Here is a 23,184-nt window from a genome sequence, read left to right as displayed (position 1 = left end):
CTCCCGGCTCTCGACTCGCGACTCGCGGCCATCGCCCGCCGCCGTCGACCGCCGGCTCCGACACCCCTTACTCCCCCGGCCGCGTTCGCCCGGATAGCGAATGCGCGTCACCCTCCTCGGCACGGGCGACACGACCGGGACGCCGACCGTCGGCTGCGACTGCGACACCTGCCGGGCCGCCCGCGACCGGGGCGTCCAGCGCTCGCGGTTCTCCGTCCACGTCGCGAACGACCGCACCGGCGAGTCGCTGCTCGTCGACTTCTCGCCCGACTTCCGACAGCAGTTCCTGACCCACGACGTCGACGTGCCCGACGCCGGCGTCGTCTCCCACATTCACTTCGACCACCTCGACGGCCTCGGGAACGCCTACCGCGTCGTCGACGACGACCTCCCGGTGTACGCCGCCGACGAGACGGACCCGGTGACCGGCGAGTCCGTCGCGGACACCGTCCGGTCGAAGTACGACTACCTCGACCGCGTCACCGTCCGCGACGCCACGCCGCACCGCGCCGAACGCGTCTGCGGACTGGACGTCACGCTCGTCCCCGTCGACCACCCGCCGCTCGTCTGCTACGGCGTCGTCGTCGAGGACCCCGTCACCGGCGCGAAGCTGTCGCTGACCGGCGACACCAGCTACGACGTCCCCGAGGAGTCGCGCGCGGCGCTCGCCGACCCCGACCTGCTGCTCGCGGACGCCATCGTCCCGGCGTCGCTGTGCGAGAAACATCCGCTCGGCGGGTCGCACCACGACGCCGACGGCGTCCCGCGGACGTTCGGCACGAAACACATGACCCGCGAGGGCGCGCTGTCGCTCGCCGACGACCTCGACGCCGCACGCGCCAGACTCGTCCACGTCGCACACTTCTACCCGGCGGACGAGGCGTTCGACGACCCGATTGCCGTCGACGGCGAGACGTACGACCTGTAGGTCGGTCCCCCGACGGCCGGCCGGTCGACCCGTCTGCACTGCCGCCGGTCAGGCTCGGCGCCGGCCGAGCAGCGCCGCGACCAGCACCGCGGCGGCCGCGACGGCGGCGCCGAAGCCGGCGATAGTCGTCGACGTCTGGGACGGCACCGGCGTCGCCGCGGTCACGGTCCGCTCGTCGCCGTCGCCGCCGGGCGTCGCGGTGGCGAGCGACCGGAAGCCGCCGTCGTGGGTCGTGATGGCGGCCGCGCAGGATTCGAGCGCGGCCGTCTCGGGCGGCGTCGCGTTCGAGAGAGCGTAGGTGCCGCCGCCGCCGATGTCGGCCATCGTCGGGCCGCGGGAGCCGCCGACGTCGCGGTAGCCGTCGGCGTCGAAGCCGGCGGCCGGGACGCGCTCGGCGTCGTAGACGAGCCACGGCGCGTACACCTCCCAGACGACGCGGCCGCGCGGCGTCACCTCCAGCACCCGGTTGTTCCGGGAGTCGCCGAGAAGCGTGTGGCCGTTCCGGAGCCGGTCGGCGTCCCGCGGCCACGACAGCGAGTCGCTCGACCCGACGCGCCACGTCTGCGTCCACTCGCCGCCGCGCTTCGCGTACTCGACGACCCGGTCGTTCTCGGAGTCGGCCACGACGACCGTCGGGTTGCCGGCGTCGCTCCGCAGGAAGTCGGGGTTGTGCTGCCGTTTCATGGTGTCGTAGTCGCCGTCCGACCCGAGTTTCAGTTCGACGTCGCCGGACGACCGGTTCACCAGCAGCACCTGGTCGAAGTTCCGCGGCGACACCAGGAAGTGGGTCGCCCGGTCGCCCTCGCCGTCGGGGTTGACGGCGTCGACGTCGTTCACGTGCGTCCAGTCTTCGGAGTAGTTCCCGCCGGCGGACGCCGGATACCGCGGGTCGAACCGCCAGGTCCACGTGATTTCGTCGGTCTCGCGGTTGTAGACGACGATGCGGTCGTCGTTCGTCCCGTTCGCGACGTCCGGGTTCCGCATGTTCGCGACGACGACGTGCGTCCGGTTCAGCGGGTCGGCGTCGTGGGTGTCCACGAACGGCAGTTCGTCGCGCCACACCGTCTCGCCTGTCGTCGCGTTCAGTTCGTACAGCACCGTCGTGCCGCGCTGCGTCCCGGTGACGAACACGTTCCCGTTCGGCAGCGGGTCGACGTCGTACGACCAGACGACGCCGTGCTTCCGGCCGCTGTGGTGCACCCACAGAATCCCGCCGCGCGGCCCGAACGCGACCAGCCGCGCCGCCGTCTTCCCGCCCTCCTCGCCGAACCGGGCGCCCTGCACCGACACCACCGTGACGCCGTTCGCCGGCTGGCTGACGCGGCCCGCACACACCGGCGCCCCGGTCGCGTTCGACGGCGTCGACGCCGCGGACGCCGCGGCCGACGTGGACGTCGACGTGGGAGTGGACGTCGACAGTGCCGACGCCGACAGCGACGCGGCAGTCGTCGGCGACGACGCCGGCGCCGCCGCAGCGCCGCCGACCGCCGCCGGAGCGACGACGCCGGCCACCAGCAGGACCGCACACAGGAGGGCGAATCGTCTCATAGCGAAGCCTGCCGCCTCGCCGAGTAAGTACCTTCTCGTCCGCCGCCGCCGAACAGTCGCTGAAACGTCGCCGGACGGCGCTGTCGTCGGGTCGTCGGTCAGCGGAAGCGGTCGAGGCCGGCCTGCCGCCGCGAGACGCCGGGCGGGTCGCGTCGCCACGGCGTCCGGGCGTCACGGAGCGCGTCGGCGTCGACGTCGGCGGCGTCGCCGGGGCGGAAGCCGGGGCAGTCGGCGCCGCAGTCCGAGGCCGGGTCGACGACGGCGTCGAAGTGCTCGCAGTGCGGGCGGGCGTCGTCGGTCGCGGCGCAGCGGGCGCACGCCGGGAAGTCGTAGGTCCGCCAGCCCTTCCCGTACGCCCGCTCGGCGATGCGTCGTCTGCGCCGCCGCTTCGCGTCCGCGGAGACGACGTCGACGTCGGTGCGGAGCGGCCGCTCGTCGAGCAGTTCGACGCCCGGCTCGTCCACCGGCAGCGACGCGGCCTCCCGGACCACGTCGCGCTCGCCGGTTTCTGGGTCGAACCGCCAGACTCCGACCGGCTCCGGGATGCGGTTCAGGTGCGCGCCCGTCACGTGGCTCTCCGTCGCCAGCCACACCTCGTCGAACAGCGCGAGGCTCACGTCCAGCCGAAGCTGCCGGCGCAGGTCGCCGGGGCGGCCGAGGTCCGGCTTGTTCTCGACGCCGACCAGCCGCCCGAACCAGTCGTCGGGGTAGCGCGTCGTCTGCCGGACGTACCGTCGGCCGCCGCGCCGCTCCGCCGAGAAGAAGCCGGCGTCGACCGCGGCGTCGACGACGCCGTCGACCCGCTCCGGGTGGCAGTCCAGCGCGTCGCGCGGCCGCCGCGGCTCGCCGACGCCCACCGCGGACTCGATGGCGACGCCCGGAATCGACCGGTCCGTGATGCGGGCGCGGTCGTCGAACTCAGGGCCGGGGGTGACGCCGACGACGTCGACGACGCGGCCGCCGGGGTCGGTGACGCCGCCGCCGAGCTGACGCGCGAGCACCCAGTCGGTGCGCGCTTCGAGGGCGGCACACAGCGCCAGCTCGAACCCGAACTCCATGCGGCCTCCTCGGGCGCCGACGGACAAAAGCACACGGCCACGGAGTCCCGGAGAAATCCCGGCTTGAGCATCCACGCGGCGGAACAGCCCGGCGATGAACCGTCCGAGTCGCAGAACGTTCCTCACGGCCGCCGCAGCGGCCGGAACCGCCGGTCTCGCCGGCTGTACCGACACCGCGGACGACGCGCTTCCGTCCGTCCCGCAGACGCGCCTCTCGGAGGCGGGCTGGACCCGGCTCCGCGAGCAGCGCCGCCCGCTGTTCGACCGCGTCGTCGACGGCGTCGCGGTCAACGCCGTCACGCACGCCGTCCGATTCGGCAACGACGAGCGCTGGCGGCGGCTCCGGAACGCCACGCTCGGCCGCGTCGACGGCCGCCTGAACTCGTTTTTCGCCGGGCGCGTCACGTTCTCCGCGCCGCAGCAGCCGGCGCCGACCGCTGACGCGCTGTGCGCCGCGACGGAGCGGGCCGCCCGCGACGCCTTCAGACGCCGACTCGGCGCGCGAGGCTTCCGCGCCGTCGACGCCGTCGACCGCGGCGAGCTCGCGGCTGCGAACGGCGAAACAGCCCGCACAACGACGTACACCGCCGCGTTCCCCGTCGAGGGGTTCCGGCTCTCGGTCGGCTCCCGGGAGCTCTCGGTTTCGGCGGACGCGATCGACGCGGAGGGGTTTCTCGCCGTCTGGCCGGACGGCGACTCGGTGCTCGCCGCCGGCGGCACCTACGCCGCCGAACGCGGCCGCCGGACCGTCACCGAGCCGCTCACCGACGACATCTCGGTGACCGTCGACGTCGACCTCCAGTTCGACCCGGACCAGTACGCCCGGGATATGCAGCGGCTCGTCGCGGGCGTCACGTAGCGCCACCGAGCCGCAACCGCAGCCGCAGTCGCAGCCGAAACCGCCGCTGCCACGCGCTCCGACCGCGACGGAGGCCTGCGAACGTTTAGATACGAGGACGGGACCAGCGGCTCACGATGTAGTCGCGCCACGCCCACGTCCCCGCTGTGTCAGCCCAGCTGCCCGCGTCGCTCACGGGGTCTCAGGAGATGGACGGCTCGGGTGAAATCCCTCGTCACACGGGGCTCGGTGGGGGTAACCCTCGTCACCGCCGTCCACGACCGGCTACGGCGCCCGGCGGTTTCACTCGTCCGGTTCCGCGTCGTCGCCCCCGTCGTCCCACGCCGCCAGCGCCCGGTGGGTCGCCGCGGTCGCCGCCACGTCGGCCGCGTCGAGTTCGCCGTCCTCGGTGACGACCGTCACGAGGTCTGCGGGCGTCCGGTCGAACAGCGGCGCGTACCCCTCGACGGAGTCCGGAACGTCGAACGCGGCCGACTCCGGGTGGTGCGTCGCCGCTCCGGAGATTTTGTCGCGCGCCGCGGCGACGTACACCGGAACCGACTCGTGAGCGGCCGCTACGGCGGCGGCCCGGGTCCCGGTTTTGTTCGCGACGTCGCCGTCGGGGAACACCGTGTCGGCGCCGACCAGCACCGCCGCCACGTCTCGCTCGGCGAGCACCGCCGCCACCGCTGCGTCCGGGAGCAGCGTCACGTCGCGGCCGTCCTCGCCCGCCGCCAGCGACGCTGCCACCTCGCGTCCCTCGCCGCCCGGCACCGATTCGGCGACGAACACCGGCACGTCGGCGGCGCGAAGCGCGGCGTCGACGGTGCCGGACCGCGACAGCGTCAGCGTCGGGCCGTCGAGCAGCGCCGCCGCCTCCGCGGCTGCTCGGTCGTCCGCCTCGACCGCGGCCGCCACCGCGTCCTCGGCGCGCTCACGGACGGCGTCCGGCGTGCGGTCCGCTTCCGAGAGCACCCGGTTCACTCGGTTCCGGAGCACCGCCATCCCGGGACGGGCGTCGCGGAGCGCCCGCGCCGTTTCCGCGACTTCACTCCACGACTCAGCGCAGGCCGCGTCGTCGCGGAGCGCCTCCAGCGCGCGGACCGAGAGCGTCGCCGAGCCGTGCGTCCGGTCCTGTTCGACGGTTTCGGCGGTCGGCGAAACCGTCCGGTAAGCGTCCCAGAGCCGCGGTACGGTCCGCCGTCTCAGCATCGCGGTCGCCGGGACCCACTCGGAGTCGTCCAGTTCGTCGTTCAGCGACACCGCTCGCGTCTCGCAGTCGAACAGGAACGGGTGGACCGTGAGCTCGCCCTGTTCGTCGTCCACGCCGACCGGGTCGCCGGCGCGGACCAGCGTCAGCGCGGCCTCGTCGACGCCGACCGCCTCGCAGACCTCTCGGCGTGCGTCGTCGAGCGCCTCGGCCGGGTCGCCCTCGACGGAGCCGGAGACGCCGCCCCAGCGGCCGCGGTACGTCCCGACGTCGTCGCTCCGTCGGACGAGCAGCAGGTCGCCGCGGTTCCGCAGGAACGCCGTCACGACGTGCGCCATGTCCGGTGGTCGGCCGGCGGCGACTCGAAGCTGTCGCCGCGGCGCGGAGCGACCGGAACACCGGAGACGCGCGCCACCACCGGCGGCCTTTTGCCGGGGACGGCCGCAGACCCGGTATGGAGCTGTTCGCCGTCCCCGACCTCCCCGAAATCACCGCCGGGGACGACATCGCCGCGCTCGTCTCCGACCGCGTCGACCTCCGCGACGACGACGTCGTCTGCGTCGCCTCGACGGTCGTCTCGAAGGCCGAGGGCCGCGCGGCCGACCTCGACGACTTCCCCGCCGGGCCGCGCGCCAGAGAGGTCGCCGCGAACCTCGAAGCAGCGACGGGCGACGAGAAGGACCCGCGGTTCGCGCAGGCCGTCCTCGAAGAGTCCACGGAGCTGCTGATGGAGTCGCCGTTCCTGCTCACCGAAACACGGTTCGGCCACGTCGGCGTCAACGCCGGCATCGACCGGTCGAACGTCCCGGAGCACGACTTGCTGCTGCTGCCGACGCGGCCGTCGGAGTCGGCGGCCCGCATCCGCGACGGCGTCGCCGCCGACCGCGTCGTCGTCACGGACACCTGCGGCCGGCCGTTCCGGCACGGCCAGCGGGGCGTCGCCATCGGCTGGGCCGGCATGCAGGCGTCGCGCGACTGGCGCGGCGAGCCGGACCGCGACGGCCGCGAACTCGGCGTCACCGTCGAGAACGTCGTCGACGAACTGGCGGCCGCCGCGAACCTCGTCTCCGGCGAGGGCGACGACGGCACGCCGGTCGTCGTCGTCCGCGACTTCGAGTGGGGCGACCACGGCGGCAGCGACCGGCACTTCCGCGACGTCGACGGCGACTTCGTCCGGCAGGCGCTCCGGGGGTGGGAGTTCGATGCGTGACGCCGCCGACGCCGACGCCGAGGAGGACGGCGACGCTGGCGCGGGCGCAGACGGCGACCGGGGCGGCGAGACCGAGCCGGCGCTCGGCATCGAACTCGCGCCGGAGCACTCCGTGAACCGCCTCGTCGACCTCGGCGTCGACGCCGAGGCCGCCGGCTACGACGAGCTGTTCGTCTCGCATCACTACAACAACCGCGATGCCTTCTCCGTGTTGTCGCGGCTCGCGGCGGCCACGTCGACGGCTCGGCTCGGCCCGGGCGTCGCGAACCCGCTGGAGACGCATCCGGTGACGCTCGCCTCGAAAGTCGCGACGCTCGACGAAGCGTCCGGCGGCCGCGCCGTCTTCGGCATCGGCCCGGGCGACCCGACGACGCTCCGGAACCTCGGGCTGGACGACGACCGCGGGCTCCGCCCGGTGCTGGAGGCGTTCAAGGCGGCACAGCGGCTCTGGGCGGGCGAGCGCGTCGACGGCGCGGCCACGTTCGACGCCGACGACGCCGGTCTGAACTACGCGCCGCCGCAGGGCGCCGACATCCCGGTGTACGTCGCCGGCGAGGGGCCGCACATGTGCCGGATGGCCGGCAAGCACGCCGACGGCCTGCTGTTCAACGGGTCGCACCCGGACGACCTCGCGTGGGCGCGCGAGCAGGTTGACCAGGGCGTCGCGGACCGCCCGGCGTCCCGCGGCGGATTCGACCTCGCGGCGTACGCGTCGGTCTCGGTCGCGGCGGACGACGTCGCCGCCCGCGAGGCCGCTCGGCCGCCGGTCGCGTTCATCGCCGCCGGCGCCGCTCCGCCGGTGCTGGAGCGACACGGCGTCGACCCCGACGCAGCCGCCGCCATCGGCGACGACATCGCCGCCGGCGCGTTCACGGACGCCTTCGACCGGGTGACGCCCGCGATGGTCGACGCCTTCAGCATCGCCGGGTCGCCGGACGCGGTCGCAGACCGGATGGCCGCGGTGCTGGAGCACGCTGACTCGCTGGTGGTCGGGTCGCCGCTCGGCCCCGACCTCGAAGAAGCGATTCGGCTCGCCGCCGACGCCTTCCGCGACGCCACGGCGTGACCGGCGGGTCCGCGTCCGCTCGTCTGCGGTTCGCCGTTACCGCGGCTGCCGGCCCGGCGCCGGCTCCAGCGCCCCGATTTCTCGGCCGAGCGCGCCGAGCGCCAGCGCCCCGAGCACGGCGGACGCGCTGAGCACGAACACGGCGCCGACGGCGAGCGACACGAACGCGAGCGGGTCGCGCAGCGCCGCCTCCGTCACGAGCAGCACGACGAGGTCGACGGCGCTGGTAACCAGTCTCGTCAGGAACGCGATGAGCGTAGCCATGCCCGGACGTCGCCGCCGCGGGGACTTGAGCGTTGATGCTTCCGGCACCGATTGCGCCCCGGCCCGCGCGGCGCCGACGGCCCGTCCCGTCGGAGTTATCCCTGCTGCGGCGCTGGCTCCGGTATGCCCACCGACCGCTCGCTCGACGAGTTCGTCGGCGACGCGGCCGACGACGACGCAGACGCAGACGAGGCCCCGTCCCCGGAATCCGACACCGAATCCGGCGAGGTCGCGGCCGCCGGAAGCGACGAAGAGGACGCGGAGCCGGTCGTTCTGGACCCGTCGACGGTCGACCCGGCGGAGCCGACGTACTCGTGGTCCGCCGACGGCGCGGCCTGTGCGGCCTGCGGCGAGCAGGCGACGACGCGGTGGCGGCAGGACGGCGACTACGTCTGCGCCGACTGCAAGGAGTGGTAGCGCGGGCCGCCGGGTCCGCGGCCGGCCGACCCCTTATCGGCGCGCCGAGTCGCGCTCGAAGCCGGCGGCGAGCGTCGCCTCGTCCACGCTGAGCACCGTCGGCCGGCCGTGCGGGCACGCGTACGGCTGCTCGCACTCGCCGAGCCGGCGGAGCAACTTCGTCGCCGCCTCGTCGTCGAGCGCGTCGCCGGCTTTCAGCGACGGGTGACACGCGAGGTCCGCGAGCAGCGCGTCCCGGACGCCCGCGTCTCCGCCGCGGCCGCCGGCGTCGTCGCCGACGGTTCCGGCGTCGTCGCGGAGCGCCGCCAGCACGTCGCGGAGCGCGTCCGCGTCGGCGACGCGGCCGAGCGGCGCCGGCACCGCCGTCACGCGGTACGTGGTGCCGCCGAACGGTTCGACGTCGAAGCCGAGCCGGCCGAGTTCGTCGCGGTACGCTTCGGCTGCGGCGGCCGCGCCGGGGTCGAGCGACACGGTTTCCGCCGGGTCGAGGCTCGCGGACGGCACCGCTTCGTCCGCGAGCGACTCGCGGAGCCGCTCGTAGTTCACGCGCTCGTGGGCGGCGTGCTGGTCGACGACGAGCAGGTCGCCGTCGGCCTCACACAGCAGGTACAGGTCGCGGAACTGCCCGATGACGGCGGCGTCGGCGAAGTCGGAGTCGACGCCGTCGACCGGCGCGAGCGACGAGTCGAGGTCCATCGCCACCTCGCCGCTGCGCCGCAGGTCCGCGGTCGTCAGCGCGTCCCGAACCCCGGATTCGACGGCGTCGGCGACGGCGTCGGCGGCGCGCAGCGCGACGCGCGTCTTCGCCGGGTGGACGTTCGGGTCGACGGCCCACGCCGGCACGTCGAGTCGGAGCGCGGCCACCGGCTCCCGGCCCGACGGCAGCAGCGACCCGTACCCCTGCGCGACGGCGGCGCGGAGCGCCTCGTTCCGGACCGGCCGGCCGTTGACGGCGACGTGGACGTGCTCCCGGGTCGACCGCGTCGTCGACGGGTACGCGAGCGCGCCGTCGACGCGGAGCGCCCCGGTCCGCCCCGCGAAGTCGACGTCCGCGCGGTGCTCGAACGCGGTGGACTGGCTCGCCGTCTCGCGGTCGTAGACGGCGAGTAGCGCGTCCGTCACGCCGGTTCCGGGCGTCGAAACCGTCTCCGTGCCGTCGTGGGTGAGCGAGAACGCGACCCCGGGCCGGAGCACGGCGTACTCCGCGACCAGCGACGAAATCCGGGCGAACTCCCGCGCCGGCGACGCGAGCGACTCCCGGCGCGCCGGCCGGTCGGCGAAGAGATCCGTCACCGTAACCGTGGTTCCTCGGGCGCGGCCGGCGTCGCTGACGCTGACTTCGCCGTCCGCCACGGTGACTTCGGTGCCGACGTCGCCGCCGTCGTTCGTCGTCACCGTCAGGTCCGCGGCGTCGGCGACGCTGGCGAGCGCCTCCCCGCGGAAGCCGAGCGTCCCGACCGATTCGAGGTCGGCGGCGTCGCGGAGTTTGCTGGTCGTGTGCGGCTCCACCGCGAGCGCGGCGTCCGCCCGACTCATTCCGCGGCCGTCGTCGGCGACCCGGATTCGGTCGGTGCCGTCGCCGTCGACCGCGACGTCGACGCGGGTCGCGCCGGCGTCGAGGCTGTTCTCCACCAGTTCGGCGACGACGCGGGACGGCCGCGTCACCACTTCGCCGGCCGCGATTCGCTCCACCGTGGACTCCGGCAGTTCGCGGACCTCCGCGTTGGCGGCAGCGGGTCCGGCGTCGGTATCGGCCGCCGCGTCGGCATCGGCGGCCGCGTCGCCGGCGGCGTCCTCCCGGTCAGCCATCGTCGCCACCCGTCTCGTCGGTGCCGTCCGGGCGGCTCGCGTCGCCGGCGGCGGACGGTTTCGCGGATTCGTCCGGAAGCCGTCGCTGCAGGTCGGACAGCCGATTCAGCGCCTCTATCGGCGTCGTCTCCGCCACGTCGACGCCGCGGAGCGCCGCCAGCACGTCGCGTTCGGCGGCCCGGAGTTCATCGCCCGCGGCGGCGTCGCCGGACGCGGCGGCGGCCCGGTCGGGCGTGCTCGGCGCATCGGCGTCCGCGCCGGCGACGTCCGAGAGCGTGCGCTGAGCGTCGTCGCCGAGCGCGGAGTCCGAGCCTCCCACTCCGTCCCCGCCCGCGTCGCCATCTTCGTCGACGTCCGGGTCGCTGTCCGAGTCGGCGACGTCGGCGGCAGTGTCCGCGTCGGCGTCGACGAACTCGCGGGCGCGGGCGACGACCCGTTCGGGGACGCCGGCGAGGTCCGCGACCTCGACGCCGTACGACGACGAGGCGGCGCCGCGGCGGACCCGGTGGAGGAACGTCACGTCGCCGTCCTCGCGGGTCGCCGCGAAGTGGAGGTTCCTGACGCGGTCGTACCGGTCCGCGAGCGCCGTGAGGTCGTGGTAGTGCGTCGCGAACAGCGTCGTCGCGCCGAGTTCGTCGTGGACGAACTCGACGGCGGCGCGGGCGATGGCGCGGCCGTCCGTGGTCGCGGTGCCGCGGCCGACCTCGTCGAGCAGCACCAGCGAGTCCGCGGTGGCGTCGTGGAGGATGTCGGTGAGTTCGCGCATCTCCCGCATAAACGTCGACTCGCCGCCGGCGATGTCGTCGCTCGCGCCGACCCGCGTGAACACCCGGTCGACGACGGGGAGTTCGGCGGCCTGCGCCGGTACGAAACTGCCGGCCTGCGCCAGCACGACCGCGAGCGCGACCTGCCGCATGTACGTCGACTTCCCGCTCATGTTCGGCCCGGTGATGAGCGCCACGGTCCCGCCGGGCAGGTCCGCGTCGTTCGGCACGAACTCGGGTTCGGTGCGCTCCACCACCGGGTGGCGGCCGCCCTCGATGCGGACGTCGTCGCCGCCGAGTTCCGGCCGGACGTAGTCGCGTTCGACCGCGACGGTCGCGAGCGACGCCAGCGCGTCCAGCCGCGCCAGCGCGTCAGCGAGCGCCTGCACCCGCTCGGCCGACTCCGCGACCTCGGCGCGGACCTCGCAGAACAGTTCGTACTCGAGGCCGTCCGCGCGCTCCTCCGCGCCGAGGATTTCGTCCTCGCGACGCTTCAGCTCCGGCGTGTAGAACCGTTCGCTGTTCTTCAGGGTCTGCCGACGCGTGTAGTCGTCTGGGACGTCGTCGAGCTGGCCGTTCGTCACTTCGATGTAGTAGCCGTGGACCTGGTTGTAGCCGACCTCGAGGTTGTCGATGCCGGTGCGGTCGCGCTCGGCGGCTTCGAGGTCTGCGACCCACTCGCGGCCCTCGCGGGCGGTGGCGCGGACCTCGTCGAGGTCGTCGTCGAAGCCGTCGCGGATGACGCCGCCCTCGGTGAGTTCCTGCGGCGGCTCCTCGACGACGGCCTCGTCGATGCGGTCGCGCAGGTCCGCGAGCGGGTCGACCGCCTCCCGGAGGTCCGCGAGCGCGTCGACGTCGGCCAGTTCCGCGCGGACGTCGGGGACGACGGCGAGCGTCTCGTGGAGCGACCGGAGGTCGCGGGCGTCCGCGCGGCCGCGGCTCACCCGGCCGACGAGCCGTTCGAGGTCGTACGCCGCGGAGAGCCGTTCGCGGACCGCTTCACGGACGAGCGGCCGCGCCGCGAGCGCGTCGACGGCGTCGTGGCGCGCCTCGATGCGGCTCCGGTCGACCAGCGGCCGTCGGAGCCACGCCCGGAGCCGTCGCCGGCCGAGCGCGCAGCGCGTCTCGTCGACGGTGTCGAACAGCGTCTCGCCGGACGGCGCGCGGTTCTCGAACAGTTCGAGGCCGCGGAGCGCCGTCGCGTCGAGCCCGAGCGACTGCCGCGGGTCGTACCGCCGCACCCGGCTCACGTGCCCGAGTTCGTCGCCGCCGCTGCTCCACTCCGCGTACGACAGCACCGCGCCGGCAGCCCGGGTCTCCGCGTCGCCGAAGCGGTCTGCGGCGGCGTACCGGTCGAGCACGGCGCCCGCCGCGTCGGCCCCGAACTGCTCGTCGTCGCCGGCGGCGACCGCGGCGTCACCGACCGCGTCGCCGAAGCGGTCCGCGTCGACGCCGGGGCCGACGAGCAGTTCGGCGGGCGCGGTCCGCGCCAGTTCGGCCTCGACGGCCGCGGCGGAGCCGGCGGTCGCGGCGCACTCCCCGGTCGACACGTCGACGTACGCGAACCCGAACCGGGCGTCGTCGCCCGCGGCGGTGCCGGCGGTGCCGGCGGTTCCGGTGGCGCCGTCGCCGCGGGGCTGTTCGGCGGTGCCGTCCGCGTCACCGCGGGCGACCGCGGCGACGTACGTGTTCGTCCCGGCGGCGAGCAGTTCCTCCTCGACGACGGTGCCGGGCGTCAGAATCTGCGTGACGGCGCGGTCGACCAGCCCGGACGCCTCGTCGGGGTCTTCGACCTGGTCGGCGAGCGCGACGCGGTACTCCGCGTCGAGCAGCCGTTCGAGGTACTTCGGTGCGTTGTCGACCGGGATGCCGCACGCCGTGTACGTCCCGGTGGAGTCCTCCCGCTCGATGCGGGTGAGTTCACAGACCCGCGCGACCTCGTCGGCGGTGTCGCAGAACGACTTGTAGAAGTCGCCGACGCGGAACAGCAGGACGCAGTCGTCGTACGCCTCCGCGAGGTCGACGTACTGGGCCAGCATCGGCGTGAGCTCGTCCCGGCGGTCGAGCATCTTCGCCGGTGCTCCCGTAACCATGGTCGTGAGGCGGCGGCGGACGCTCGAAAACCTTGCGCACGCCCCGCCGGCCGGCCGCGCGACGCCGCGGCGCCGAGCAACGGCCGGGAACGGGTGTGCGGTTCTCCCTGATTTATCACCGTCCAGCCCGTCCGTGGAGCCATGGCAACGCCCGTCATCGCGGCCGCCGTCAGAACGCCGTTCGGGAAGGCAGGCGGCGTCTTCGCCGACACGCGCAGCGAGGACCTGTCCGTCACGCTCATCGACCACGTCCTCGACGAGCACGGCCTCGACGCCGACGACGTCGACGACCTCATGTGGGGGGTCGCCCAGCAGCGCGGCGAACAGGACAACAACGTCGCGCGCGTCATCGCGCTGCTCTCCGAACTCGGGGAGGGGACGCCGGCGACCACCATCAATCGGTGGTGCGCGTCGTCGATGCAGTCCATCATCTCGGCGTCGGACGCCGTCGCCGCCGGGAACCGCGAGTGCATCATCGCCGGCGGCGTCGAGTCGATGAGCCGCGTCCCGATGGACGGCGACTCCTACCAGCACCTCCACCCGGAGCTGTCCGAGCAGTACAACGTCTTCCAGCTCCAGATGGGGATGACCGCCGAGAAGGTCGCAGAGGAGTACGGCGTCAGCCGCGAAGCGCAAGACGAGTACGCGCTCCGCAGCCACCGACGCGCCGCGGAAGCGACCGACTCCGGCCGCTTCGACGACGAAATCGTCCCGGTGGAGACCGACGAGGGCGTCGTCGACGAGGACGAGGGAATCCGCCGCGACACCGACCTCGAAACGCTGGCGTCGCTCGACCCGGCGTTCACCGGCGACGGCACCGTCACCGCCGGGAACTCCTCGCAGGTCACCGACGGCGCCGCCGCGACGCTCGTCTGCTCCGCCGAGTTCGCCGACGAGCACGACCTGCCGGTGCTCGCCGAAATCGGGACGAACGCCGTCGCCGGCGTCGACCCGACCGTCATGGGAATCGGCCCGGTCCCGGCGACCCGCGGCCTGCTCGAGCGCAGCGGCCTCGACGTCGACGACTACGACCTCGTCGAACTCAACGAGGCGTTCGCCTCCCAGTGCGTCTACGCCCGCCGCGAACTCGGGATTCCCGAGGAGAAGTACAACGTCAACGGCGGCGCCATCGCCATCGGCCACCCGCTCGGCGCCTCCGGCGCGCGCCTCCCCGTGACGCTCATCCACGAGATGCGGAAACGCGACGTCGACCGCGGCCTCGCCACGCTCTGTGTCGGCTTCGGGCAGGGCGCGGCAATCGAGTTCAGCCGCTGACGGCGCCGCCCGCGGCGTCGCCGCCGAATTCGCCGCCACGCGGTCGCCGTCGCGACGTGTTCGGCCAGACGCTCGCGTCCGCCGTCACGCGACCGCCGGCGTCACCGCCGTTCGCGCGGCCGGTCGCTCCTTTTTCGCGGGTCCGTGCCACTCGTTCGAACGGACCCGACACGGTTTTGCGGCGCCCCGCAGAACCGTCGCGCAATGATTTCGCGGCAGCTGCTCCGAGAGGAGCCGGAGACGGTGCGGACGGCGCTCGAACAGAAGGGCGTCGAGGACGTCGACCTCGACCGCGTCGTCGAACTCGACGAGGAGTGGCGCGAACTGAAGGGGCGCGGCGACACGCTGCGGCACGAACGCAACGAGGTGTCCTCGAAGATCGGCCGGCTGAAACAGGAGGGCGACGAGGAGGCGGCTCAGGAGGCCATCGAGCGCAGCCAGGAGCTGAAAGCCGAACTCGCCGAAATCGAGGAGCGCGCGGACGAACTGGAGGCGGAACTCCACGAGGCGATGCTGCGCATCCCGCAGATTCCGCAGGACGACGTCCCGGTCGGCGCCGACGAGGACGAGAACGTCGAGCGGCGACGCGAAGGGTTCGACGACCTGCGCGACCTCCCGGAGCCGGTGACGCCGCACTACGACCTCGGCGAGGAACTGGACGTCCTCGACTTCGACCGCGGCGCGAAAGTCGCCGGCGGCGGCTTCTACTTCGCGAAGGGGGAGGGCGCGATGCTGGAGCACGCGCTCATCCAGTTCATGCTGGAGGTGCACCGCGAGCAGGGGTACGTCGACGTGTTCCCGCCGATTCCGGTGAACAGCGCGTCGATGGAGGGCACCGGGCAGTTCCCGAAGTTCACCGAGGACGCCTACCCGGTCGGCGACACCGACCCCGCGGCGTACGACGACGACGACCTGTGGCTGCTGCCGACCGCCGAGGTCCCGGTGACGAACATGTACCGCGACGAGATTCTGCTGGACGACGACCTGCCGCTGAAACACCAGGCGTACACGCCGAACTTCCGGCGGGAGGCCGGCGAACACGGCACCGAGACCCGCGGCATCGTCCGCGTCCACCAGTTCAACAAGGTGGAGATGGTGAACTTCGTTCGGCCGGAGCGCAGCGACGAGCGGTTCCACGAACTGCTCGACGAGGCCGAGGAGGTGCTGCGGCGCCTCGGCCTGCCGTACCGGATTCTGGAGATGTGCACCGGCGACCTCGGGTTCACGCAGGCGAAGAAGTACGACATCGAGGTGTGGGCGCCCGGCGACGACATGCCCGACGGGCCGGACGCCGGCGGCCGCTGGCTGGAGGTGTCGTCGGTGTCGAACTTCGAGGACTTCCAGGCGCGACGCGCCGGCTTGCGGTACCGGCCGGAGCGCCACGAGAGCGCCGAGTACCTCCACACGCTGAACGGCTCCGGGCTGGCGGTGCCGCGCGTCGTCGTCGCGATTCTGGAGTACTACCAGAACGAGGACGGCACCGTCGACGTCCCCGAGCCGCTCCAGCCGTACATGGGCGGCCGCGAGGTCATCGAAGGCGGCGAGAAGGTCGGCGAGTCCGCGGTCGGCGCCGGCGAGAAGGAGTAGCGCCGCTCGGCGGTCGGCGGCGGCGTCAGAAGAACGGCTGGTGCGGACGCGCCCTGACGCGTCCGCGAGGGACGGCTACCCGATACTGGCCGTCCGCGGTCCGTCGGCCGTCGCCCGGCCGCGCGTCACTTCAGCTGCTCGGGCGGGACGAAGCTCGGCCGGTCGTCGGTGGGGTCGTCCGTCCACCACACCTGGTCGCCCTGTTCGAGTTCGTAGCGCTCCACGATCTCCTTCGGGATGGAGACCGTGAAGCCGCCGTTGGATTCCTGTACGGTTCGACTGTCTGCGTATGGACCGTTGCCCGGCATACACGACCACCGACGGGTGCCGACTGCATAAAGTCCCGGCAGACATTTCCCACAATTTCTGATATGACTAGAAGATACACAAAACCGCAGCACGTAGAGGCCTTTCGCCACAGCAAATCTGTCCGAAGTGTCATAGTTGTCTGCCGTGGTTTCTGCGGGAGACAGGAGAAACAAATCCCCATCGTGTGGGTCAGTGTCACGCGATTATCGGGTGAACGTCCGAAGTTCGACCAGTCGGTCCGCGTCGTCGAACCGGAACACGTCCACGAACGCGAACAGTTCCTCGCCGCCGGCGTCGAACAGGCGGCCGCGCGCCGCGCGCTCCCCAGAGTCGGCGTCGGCGTCGGCGTAGACGGCGTCTACCGAGTGGACGGTGTCCGGGTTCGGCCGCTCGTCGCGCATGAACCGGACGAACCGGTCGCGGCCCTCCAGCGTCCGGTCGGGCCGCCGGTGGACGAAGTCGGCCGAGAGCAGCGAGGCGAGGTCGTCGTAGGCGCCGTCGTCGATGGCTCGGTAGTACGTCCGGACGGCGGCTCCGCGGTCGTCGTCGGTCATGGGTGCTGGTTCGGCCGCGGGTGCTTGAATCGGACGGCCGCGCCGGTCCACCGCCAGGCTCGGTTTCCGCGCCGAACGCGCCGCTGAGTGCGCCGCTGTGCGCCCCGCTGAACGCACCGCTTATCCGCGGCGGCCGCCGAGACGGCGTGTGGAGCTGCACGTCCGGTACGAGGGCGACGACGACCCCGACAAGTGCACGGCCCGGAAGCTCGACCGGTTCGACCTCGCGTCGCTGCACCGGTCGGACCGCGAGACGCCGTACGGCGTCGTGTTGAATCCGCACGCCGAGCGGGCGCTCTCTCCGGCGGACGCACCGGACGGCGTCGCCGCCGCGGAGTCGGACGACGCGCTCGTCGCGCTGGACTGCTCGTGGGAGTCGGCGGGCGAAGCGATGTTCTCGCTGCCGGGAGAGCACCGCGCGCTGCCGTACCTCGTCGCCGCGAACCCCGTGAACTTCGGCCGGCCGATGAAGCTGACGACCGTGGAGGCGCTCGCGGCGGCGCTGTGCGTCTTCGGCGACCGCGAGCACGCCGAGCGGATTCTCGCGAAGTTCACGTGGGGCGAGACGTTCCTCGAACTCAACGACGAGCCGCTGCGGCGGTACGCCGACTGCGCCGACTCCGGCGAGGTCGTCGAGGTTCAACAGGAGTACCTGGACCGCTGACCGCGACGCGGCCGCCGGCGGTTCTCAGCCGTCGAGTCCGGTGGCGTCGTCGACGTCGCGGGCGGCCTGTAACTGGTCGTCAGTCGGGATGAACAGCCGGTCGGTCTCCGGGTCGTAGACGCCGTTCGGCGCCTCGGACGCCGGGACGGCCTCGATGCCGCCGCTCGGATACGTCTCCGGAGCGCCGGCAGCGTCGCCGGCGGCGCCCCCGGCGTCGGTTCCGGTTCCGTCGGCGGACCCGCTCTCGCCGACCGCAGCGGCGACGCTGTCGGCGTTGGCTCGGACGGTGTCCGGGTCGACGCCGCGGCGCGCCGCCCAGTCCGCCGGGTCGGCGCCGGCGTCGCTGACGGCGTAGGCGTCGAGGGCGGCGGCCGCGTCGGCGCCGGCGTCGAGGTACGCCCCGATGCGGTCCAGCGCGTCGGCGGCGGTGGCAGTGTCGCCGGCTGCGTCAGTCCCGGCCGCGCCGTCGTCGGCAGCGCCGCGGCCGACCGCGCCGTCGCCGGATTCGGCTCCGGGTTCGGCCCCGGTTTCGACGTACACCGGGAAGAAGAACGGCTGGTCGCGGTCCTCGGTGACCGACCGCGGGAACGCCAGCGTCCGGTCGTATTCGGCCTGGAACGCCGCGAGGTTCACGGCGGCGACGACGGCGAGCAGCCCCTCGTCGAGTTCGTAGCCGGCGGCGGTGACGGCGTCGCGCAGCTCGTCGAGGTCGAACGCGAACCACGACGAGCCGGGGGCTTCGCGGACGTGGTGGTCGAGCCGGTCGGGGTCGGCGCTGCGTTCGCGTTCGGCGGTGAGCCGGTCGCGGACCGCGTCGTGGACGACGCGCAGCCCGACGCGGACGTCGTGGTCGCCGAAGCCGCTGCGCTCGACGGCGTCCGCGATGTGGTCGTCGTCGATTGCGGGCCGATGCATACCGGATGAGACGCGGCGCCGGCCAAGAAGGTTGTCCTCGAACCGCCGGCTGCGTCGCCGGACGGCGCCGGGCAGCGTCGAACCGCGGCGGGTCAGGCGACGAACTTCAGCAGGTCGTCGCGGTTGTGGTCGTGGAACACGTCGCGGAGCGCCTCGCGCAGCGGGCCGATGCTGCCGCGTTTGGCGGTGACGGGCGCGATTTCGTCCCACTGCTGCCACGGCGGGTACAGCCCGAGGCGGTCGCAGAGTTCGTTCAGGCGTTCGTCTCGGTCGTCGACTTTGTCCATCTTGTTGACGGCGACGACCGGTTGGACGTCGACGTCCTGCAGGAAGCCGAACAGTTCGACGTCGTGCGGGATTTCGCCGTCGCCGCTGTGCCGGTCGATGATGTCGATGACGCTCTTGCCGTCGATGACGAGGACGCCGGCGAGGATGCTGTCGGCGTTCTCCTCGACGTACCGGACGACGTCGGTCTTGATGGCTTCGCGGTGGTCGGCTTCGACGCCGGACATGAAGCCGAACCCGGGCAGGTCGGTGAACATGAAGCTCTCGCTTGACCAGTCGTAGTGGTTCGGCTGCCGGGTGACGCCGGGCTTCTTCCCGGTCGTGAAGTCGTGGCCGGTGAGTTCGCGCATCAGCGTCGACTTCCCGACGTTCGACCGGCCGACCAGGACGACCTCGGCGTCGCAGTTCGGCCGGTTCTCGAAGGGCATACTCGGCGGAAGGGCGCTGAGCCGGATAAACCGCGCGACTGCCGGCGCTGACGGCGGTTCCGGAGTCCGGGCCGCGGGCCTGCACGACGGCGGCCTCGCCCTCCCCAGCCGACGCCGGCGCGCCCTCGCTGCCGCTCGGCCGCGCCGCCGCCCCTCGCGCGCTCCCGGCCGCGACGCAGCGCGGCCGCCGCGCGCCATGATGGAGGGCTGCGGGAAACCCGGCGTGGTGTGGCCGGGCGACGCGGCGCGGGCGGCCGCAATTCCTGCCTGTTTATGGCCCCGGGGGCGGAACGGCGGGGCATGGTCGTCGGAGACATCTCCACCGGGACGGACGTCGCAGTCATCGGCGCGGGGCCGGGCGGCTACGTCGCCGCCATCCGCGCGGCACAGCACGGGCTCGACACGACGCTCATCGAGCGGGACGCCTACGGCGGCACCTGCTTGAACCACGGCTGCATCCCGTCGAAGGCGTTCATTCACGGCGCCGACGTCGCCCACGAGGCGGGGTCCGCCGAGGAGATGGGCATCCACGCCGACCCGGCGGTCGACGTCAGGCAGATGCAAGAGTGGAAGCAGGGCGTCGTCGACCAGCTCACCGGCGGCGTCGAGAAGCTCTGCAAGGCGAACGGCGTCAACCTCGTGCAGGGCACCGCGACGTTCGCCGACGAGAACCGGCTCCGCGTCGCGCACGGCGGCGACGGGCAGGGCAGCGAGTCCATCGAGTTCGACAACGCCGTCATCGCCACCGGGTCGCGCCCCGTCCAGATTCCGGGGTTCGAGTTCGACGGCGAGAACGTCCTCTCCTCGCGGGACCTGCTCGGCATGACCGAGACGCCGGACCGGCTCGTCGTCGTCGGCGCCGGCTACATCGGCATGGAGCTGTCGACGATGCTCGCGAAACTCGGCACCGACGTCACGGTCGTCGAGATGCTCGACGACGTCCTCCCGGGGTACGAGGAGGACGTCCGGAGCGTCGTGCGGCGGCGCGCCGAGGGCCTCGGCGTCGAGTTCAACTTCGGCGAGGGCGCCGCCGAGTGGTACGAGAACGGCGAGGGCGTCACGGTCGCCACCGAAACCGAGGCCGGGGACCGCAGCGAGTACCAGGCCGACGCGGTGCTGGTCGCCGTCGGCCGCTCGCCGGTCACGGACACGCTCGACCTCGACGAAATCGGGCTCGAACCGAACGACGACGGCTTCCTCGAAACGGACCACCAGGCCCGGACGGACGTCGAGCACGTGTTCGCCGTCGGCGACGTCGCCGGCGAGCCGATGCTCGCGCACAAGGCCAGCAAGGAGGGCATCGTCGCCGCCGAAGCGGCGGCCGGTGAGCCGGCGGCGCTCGACCAGCAGGCGATTCCGGCGGCCGTGTTCACCGACCCGGAGATCGCGACCGTCGGCCTCACGGAAGCGGAGGCGGCCGACGACGGCTTCGACCCGGTCGTCGGGCAGATGCCGTTCAACGCCTCCGGCCGCGCCATGACGACCGGCGACACCGACGGCTTCGTCCGCGTCGTCGCCGACGAGGAGTCCGGGTTCGTGCTCGGCGGGCAGATCGTCGGCCCGGACGCCTCCGAACTGATCGCGGAGCTCGCGCTCGCCATCGAGATGGGCGCGACGCTCGAAGACGTCGCCGCCACCGTCCACACCCACCCGACGCTCGCGGAGGCGGTGATGGAGGCGGCCGAGAACGCGCTGGGGCAGGCGATTCACACGCTGAACCGCTGACGGCGACGCGGCCGCCCACCGTCGAGCGGTTCGACTACGTTCGGCCGACCGAGTCGCGGCTCAGCCGAGCGGCTCGCGCCAGACGAACTCGCGGTACTCGCGGCTCCACAGGCCGAGTTCGTCGACGGTCCACTCGACCGGCACCGCCGATTCGATTCTGCCGCGGAGCCGCGCCGTCACCGCCCGGAGCGACGCGTCCGCGCTCCCGTTCTCGCTCCCGTCTCCGTTCCGGCTCCCGTCCCCATTTTCGTTCCCGGGTCCGCTCCAGCCGCGGGCGAGCGTGACGTGCGGCAGGTACGCGTCGCCCTCGACGCGGTCGACGGCGCCGAACTCGGCGGCGAGCCGGCGGTGCAGCCGGACCAGTCCGGGGCTGTCGACCGAGAGGGAGACGACGGCGTCGCCGCTCGGCGCGGCGAGCACGTCGAGGCCGTCGACGCGCGCCGGGAACGGGTCGGTGTCGCGCAACACGGGCCGGAGCGTCTCGCGGAGCGCCGCAGCCGCCGCCGTGTCGTCTCGCGGCTCCGGCCCGCGGTCCGTCGCCGCGGCGTCGCCGAGTCGCTTCACGACGAGCGTGTGGCGGTCGCGGACCGACCGGAAGCCGCCGAGGTCGTCGCGGAGCGCCGCGGCGAGTCGCTGCACGGCGGCCGGGACGGGCGCGTTCAGGCTGTCAACCGGCTCAGATGCGGTCGAGCAGCCACAGCACGATGAGCACCACGACGACGACGCCGAGTATCGACGGGAGCGCGCTGACGACGCCGAGCGCGAAGCCGAGCACCTCGGTGATGATTTCGACGACGAGCCACACGACGACGAGTACGAGCACCAGCTTCAGTAGGTCTTCGACGTCCATACGCCCGGTCTCGGCGCCTGAGAACAAAAACGCGGGGGGGGCCGCGCTGCGCCGGACGCTCCGCGGTCCTGTCTCCCGGCTGTCACCGGGCGTCCGCGGTGACAACCGTTTTGAGTCGGCCGGGCACACCCGGGAGTATGCATCGAGCCGTCGCGGCGCTGCTCGTCGCAGCCCTCCTCGGGTCGGTCGTCGCGCCGGCCGGGGCGGCGAGCGGCTTCGCCGACGGCGGCTTCGCGCAGACCGGCGACGTCGAGGCCGACCAGGTGTCGATGCGCGCCGACGTGGCGGCCGACGGCGACGCCGCCTGGACCATCTCGTATCAGGTCCGCCTCGGCGACGAGAACACGACCGCGGCGTTCCGCGAACTCCAGGCGGACGTCCGCGCGAACACGTCCGCGTACACCGACCAGTTCGCCGCCCGGATGCGGTCGACCGCCGCGGTCGCCGAGAACGCGACCGGCCGCGAGATGTCGATTACGAACGTCTCCGTGACGACCCGAATCCAGCAGGTGCCGACGCGGTACGGCTACGTCGTCTACCGGTTCCGGTGGACGAACTTCGCGGCGACCGAGGGGAACCGGCTGGTCGCCGGCGACGCGCTCGCCGGCCTGTACCTCGACGCCGGAACCTCGTTCACCGTGTCGTGGCCCGACGGCTACGAACTCCGCTCGGTCGACCCGAACCCCGACGACCGCGGCGACACCTACGTGACGTGGCGCGGCGAGCGCGACTTCGGGCCGAATCAGCCCCGGGTGGTCGTGGCCCCGACGTCCGCGCTCCCGATTCGGCCGGCGTATCTCGCGCTCGCCGTCGTCGTCCTGCTCGGCGTCGCGGGCGCCGCGCTGCTCCGACGCCGCGGCGCCTTCCCGCTCGACCGCAGCCACGAACACGGCGAAGCCGCCCGGGACACGGGCTCCGGCGCAGCCGCGGCAGACGCAGCGCCCGGCGACGAGGAGACGGCCGCGGAGTCGACGGCTGCCTCCGGAGCCGAAGCAGGCGGCGGAGCCGCCGAAGAGGCCGAGGAAGGAGAGAAAACTGAGGAAACCGAGCCGGAATCGGGGGGTGCTGCGTCCGAGACGCCGGCGGAGCTGCTGAGTCCGCGCGAACGGGTGCTCAGGCTGGTGGCAGAGCGCGGCGGCCGGATGAAGCAGGCCGAGGTGACCGAGGAACTCGGGTGGAGCGCCGCCCGGACGAGCCAGGTCGTCGGGCAGCTCCGCGACGCCGGCGAACTGGAGAGCTTCCGGCTCGGCCGCGAGAACGTCCTCCGGCTCCCCGAGGAGGACGAGCAGTTCCCCGACAGCGGCTCCGTCGCCGACGACGCTGACGACGGTGGCGACGCAGACGACGGGGACGGCCCGCGAAACCGCTGACGGGCGCCGGGGTGGAG

The 23,184-nt window shown here is 73.2% G+C and carries 22 protein-coding genes; 10 read left to right on the top strand and 12 right to left on the bottom strand.

The genetic code is table 11. From position 1 onward, the window contains the following. Window positions 1-100 precede the first annotated feature (100 nt). On the top strand, window positions 101-928 hold the full coding sequence (locus ACQUST_RS00685) for an MBL fold metallo-hydrolase (RefSeq protein ID WP_435123878.1): 828 nt from the start codon (window positions 101-103) through the stop codon (window positions 926-928). 48 nt (window positions 929-976) lie between these two features. On the opposite strand, the gene ACQUST_RS00680 is transcribed toward ACQUST_RS00685, so the two are convergent. Further along, on the bottom strand, window positions 977-2,476 hold the full coding sequence (locus tag ACQUST_RS00680; protein WP_435123876.1) for an aryl-sulfate sulfotransferase: 1,500 nt from the start codon (window positions 2,474-2,476) through the stop codon (window positions 977-979). Window positions 2,477-2,574: 98 nt separating this feature from the next. After that, the gene (locus ACQUST_RS00675) at window positions 2,575-3,534 is read right to left on the bottom strand and encodes a DUF5787 family protein (protein ID WP_435123874.1); all 960 of its coding nucleotides are present in this window, start codon (window positions 3,532-3,534) and stop codon (window positions 2,575-2,577) included. A 94-nt stretch (window positions 3,535-3,628) separates the two neighbouring features. Here ACQUST_RS00675 and ACQUST_RS00670 point away from each other — a divergent pair, with 94 nt between their 5' ends. After that, entirely contained in the window at window positions 3,629-4,393 is a 765-nt protein-coding gene (locus ACQUST_RS00670; protein WP_435123873.1) for a twin-arginine translocation signal domain-containing protein, read from the top strand. Between the two features lie 282 nt (window positions 4,394-4,675). Here the strand turns inward: ACQUST_RS00670 and ACQUST_RS00665 are convergent, their stop codons facing one another. Further along, a complete protein-coding gene (locus ACQUST_RS00665; protein ID WP_435123872.1) occupies window positions 4,676-5,920 on the bottom strand; it encodes an NUDIX domain-containing protein in 1,245 nt (414 codons plus the stop codon). Window positions 5,921-6,036: 116 nt separating this feature from the next. Here ACQUST_RS00665 and ACQUST_RS00660 point away from each other — a divergent pair, with 116 nt between their 5' ends. Together ACQUST_RS00660 and ACQUST_RS00655 are read left to right on the top strand one after the other, a co-directional pair. Continuing rightward, on the top strand, window positions 6,037-6,792 hold the full coding sequence (locus ACQUST_RS00660; protein ID WP_435123870.1) for a coenzyme F420-0:L-glutamate ligase: 756 nt from the start codon (window positions 6,037-6,039) through the stop codon (window positions 6,790-6,792). After that, the gene (locus ACQUST_RS00655; RefSeq protein WP_435123868.1) at window positions 6,785-7,858 is read left to right on the top strand and encodes a 5,10-methylenetetrahydromethanopterin reductase; all 1,074 of its coding nucleotides are present in this window, start codon (window positions 6,785-6,787) and stop codon (window positions 7,856-7,858) included. The genes ACQUST_RS00660 and ACQUST_RS00655 overlap by 8 nt, the downstream gene beginning before the upstream one ends. A 36-nt stretch (window positions 7,859-7,894) precedes the next feature. Here ACQUST_RS00655 and ACQUST_RS00650 read toward each other — a convergent pair whose 3' ends face one another. Then, window positions 7,895-8,122: a hypothetical protein gene (locus ACQUST_RS00650; RefSeq protein ID WP_435123867.1), complete on the bottom strand. Its 228-nt coding sequence runs from the start codon at window positions 8,120-8,122 to the stop codon at window positions 7,895-7,897. 123 nt (window positions 8,123-8,245) lie between these two features. Here ACQUST_RS00650 and ACQUST_RS00645 point away from each other — a divergent pair, with 123 nt between their 5' ends. Next, window positions 8,246-8,539 (top strand): DUF7573 domain-containing protein, encoded by a 294-nt coding sequence (locus ACQUST_RS00645; protein WP_435123865.1) that lies wholly within the window; start codon window positions 8,246-8,248, stop codon window positions 8,537-8,539. 33 nt (window positions 8,540-8,572) lie between these two features. Here ACQUST_RS00645 and mutL read toward each other — a convergent pair whose 3' ends face one another. Both mutL and mutS read right to left on the bottom strand, forming a co-directional pair. After that, window positions 8,573-10,348 (bottom strand): DNA mismatch repair endonuclease MutL, encoded by a 1,776-nt coding sequence (mutL, locus tag ACQUST_RS00640; RefSeq protein ID WP_435123864.1) that lies wholly within the window; start codon window positions 10,346-10,348, stop codon window positions 8,573-8,575. Then, on the bottom strand, window positions 10,341-13,205 hold the full coding sequence (gene mutS, locus ACQUST_RS00635) for a DNA mismatch repair protein MutS (protein ID WP_435123863.1): 2,865 nt from the start codon (window positions 13,203-13,205) through the stop codon (window positions 10,341-10,343). The genes mutL and mutS overlap by 8 nt, the downstream gene beginning before the upstream one ends. Window positions 13,206-13,346: 141 nt before the next feature. Between mutS and ACQUST_RS00630 the strand changes: the two genes are divergently transcribed. Together ACQUST_RS00630 and serS are read left to right on the top strand one after the other, a co-directional pair. Next, complete coding sequence (locus tag ACQUST_RS00630; protein ID WP_435123862.1) at window positions 13,347-14,480, top strand: thiolase family protein; 1,134 nt, start codon at window positions 13,347-13,349, stop codon at window positions 14,478-14,480. A 204-nt stretch (window positions 14,481-14,684) separates the two neighbouring features. Then, window positions 14,685-16,067 (top strand): serine--tRNA ligase, encoded by a 1,383-nt coding sequence (gene serS, locus ACQUST_RS00625; protein WP_435123860.1) that lies wholly within the window; start codon window positions 14,685-14,687, stop codon window positions 16,065-16,067. Between the two features lie 125 nt (window positions 16,068-16,192). On the opposite strand, the gene ACQUST_RS00620 is transcribed toward serS, so the two are convergent. Continuing rightward, window positions 16,193-16,375, bottom strand: a complete 183-nt coding sequence (locus tag ACQUST_RS00620) for an AbrB/MazE/SpoVT family DNA-binding domain-containing protein (protein WP_435123859.1) — start codon at window positions 16,373-16,375, stop codon at window positions 16,193-16,195. A gap of 204 nt (window positions 16,376-16,579) precedes the next feature. Beyond that, complete coding sequence (locus ACQUST_RS00615; protein WP_435123857.1) at window positions 16,580-16,930, bottom strand: nuclear transport factor 2 family protein; 351 nt, start codon at window positions 16,928-16,930, stop codon at window positions 16,580-16,582. Window positions 16,931-17,078: 148 nt separating this feature from the next. Here ACQUST_RS00615 and ACQUST_RS00610 point away from each other — a divergent pair, with 148 nt between their 5' ends. Continuing rightward, on the top strand, window positions 17,079-17,594 hold the full coding sequence (locus ACQUST_RS00610) for a DUF367 family protein (RefSeq protein WP_435123856.1): 516 nt from the start codon (window positions 17,079-17,081) through the stop codon (window positions 17,592-17,594). 24 nt (window positions 17,595-17,618) lie between these two features. On the opposite strand, the gene ACQUST_RS00605 is transcribed toward ACQUST_RS00610, so the two are convergent. Then, a complete protein-coding gene (locus ACQUST_RS00605) occupies window positions 17,619-18,509 on the bottom strand; it encodes a hypothetical protein (protein WP_435123854.1) in 891 nt (296 codons plus the stop codon). A gap of 92 nt (window positions 18,510-18,601) precedes the next feature. Beyond that, window positions 18,602-19,222 carry a GTP-binding protein EngB gene (gene engB / locus ACQUST_RS00600; RefSeq protein ID WP_435123853.1) on the bottom strand — a complete coding sequence of 207 codons (621 nt, stop codon included), beginning with the start codon at window positions 19,220-19,222 and terminating at the stop codon, window positions 18,602-18,604. 300 nt (window positions 19,223-19,522) lie between these two features. Between engB and lpdA the strand changes: the two genes are divergently transcribed. Next, window positions 19,523-20,947 carry a dihydrolipoyl dehydrogenase gene (gene lpdA / locus ACQUST_RS00595; RefSeq protein ID WP_435123852.1) on the top strand — a complete coding sequence of 475 codons (1,425 nt, stop codon included), beginning with the start codon at window positions 19,523-19,525 and terminating at the stop codon, window positions 20,945-20,947. Between the two features lie 60 nt (window positions 20,948-21,007). Here the strand turns inward: lpdA and ACQUST_RS00590 are convergent, their stop codons facing one another. Further along, window positions 21,008-21,586, bottom strand: a complete 579-nt coding sequence (locus ACQUST_RS00590; protein ID WP_435123850.1) for a 2'-5' RNA ligase family protein — start codon at window positions 21,584-21,586, stop codon at window positions 21,008-21,010. A gap of 37 nt (window positions 21,587-21,623) precedes the next feature. Further along, window positions 21,624-21,797 (bottom strand): DUF7554 family protein, encoded by a 174-nt coding sequence (locus tag ACQUST_RS00585; RefSeq protein WP_435123848.1) that lies wholly within the window; start codon window positions 21,795-21,797, stop codon window positions 21,624-21,626. Window positions 21,798-21,934: 137 nt separating this feature from the next. Between ACQUST_RS00585 and ACQUST_RS00580 the strand changes: the two genes are divergently transcribed. Further along, on the top strand, window positions 21,935-23,167 hold the full coding sequence (locus ACQUST_RS00580) for a helix-turn-helix transcriptional regulator (RefSeq protein ID WP_435123847.1): 1,233 nt from the start codon (window positions 21,935-21,937) through the stop codon (window positions 23,165-23,167). Window positions 23,168-23,184: the final 17 nt, after the last annotated feature.

It is taken from the genome of Halobaculum sp. D14, from assembly GCF_051195135.1.
Taxonomy (GTDB): Archaea; Halobacteriota; Halobacteria; order Halobacteriales; family Haloferacaceae; genus JBNTKA01.
This window is presented reverse-complemented; position numbering and strand designations above follow the sequence as displayed.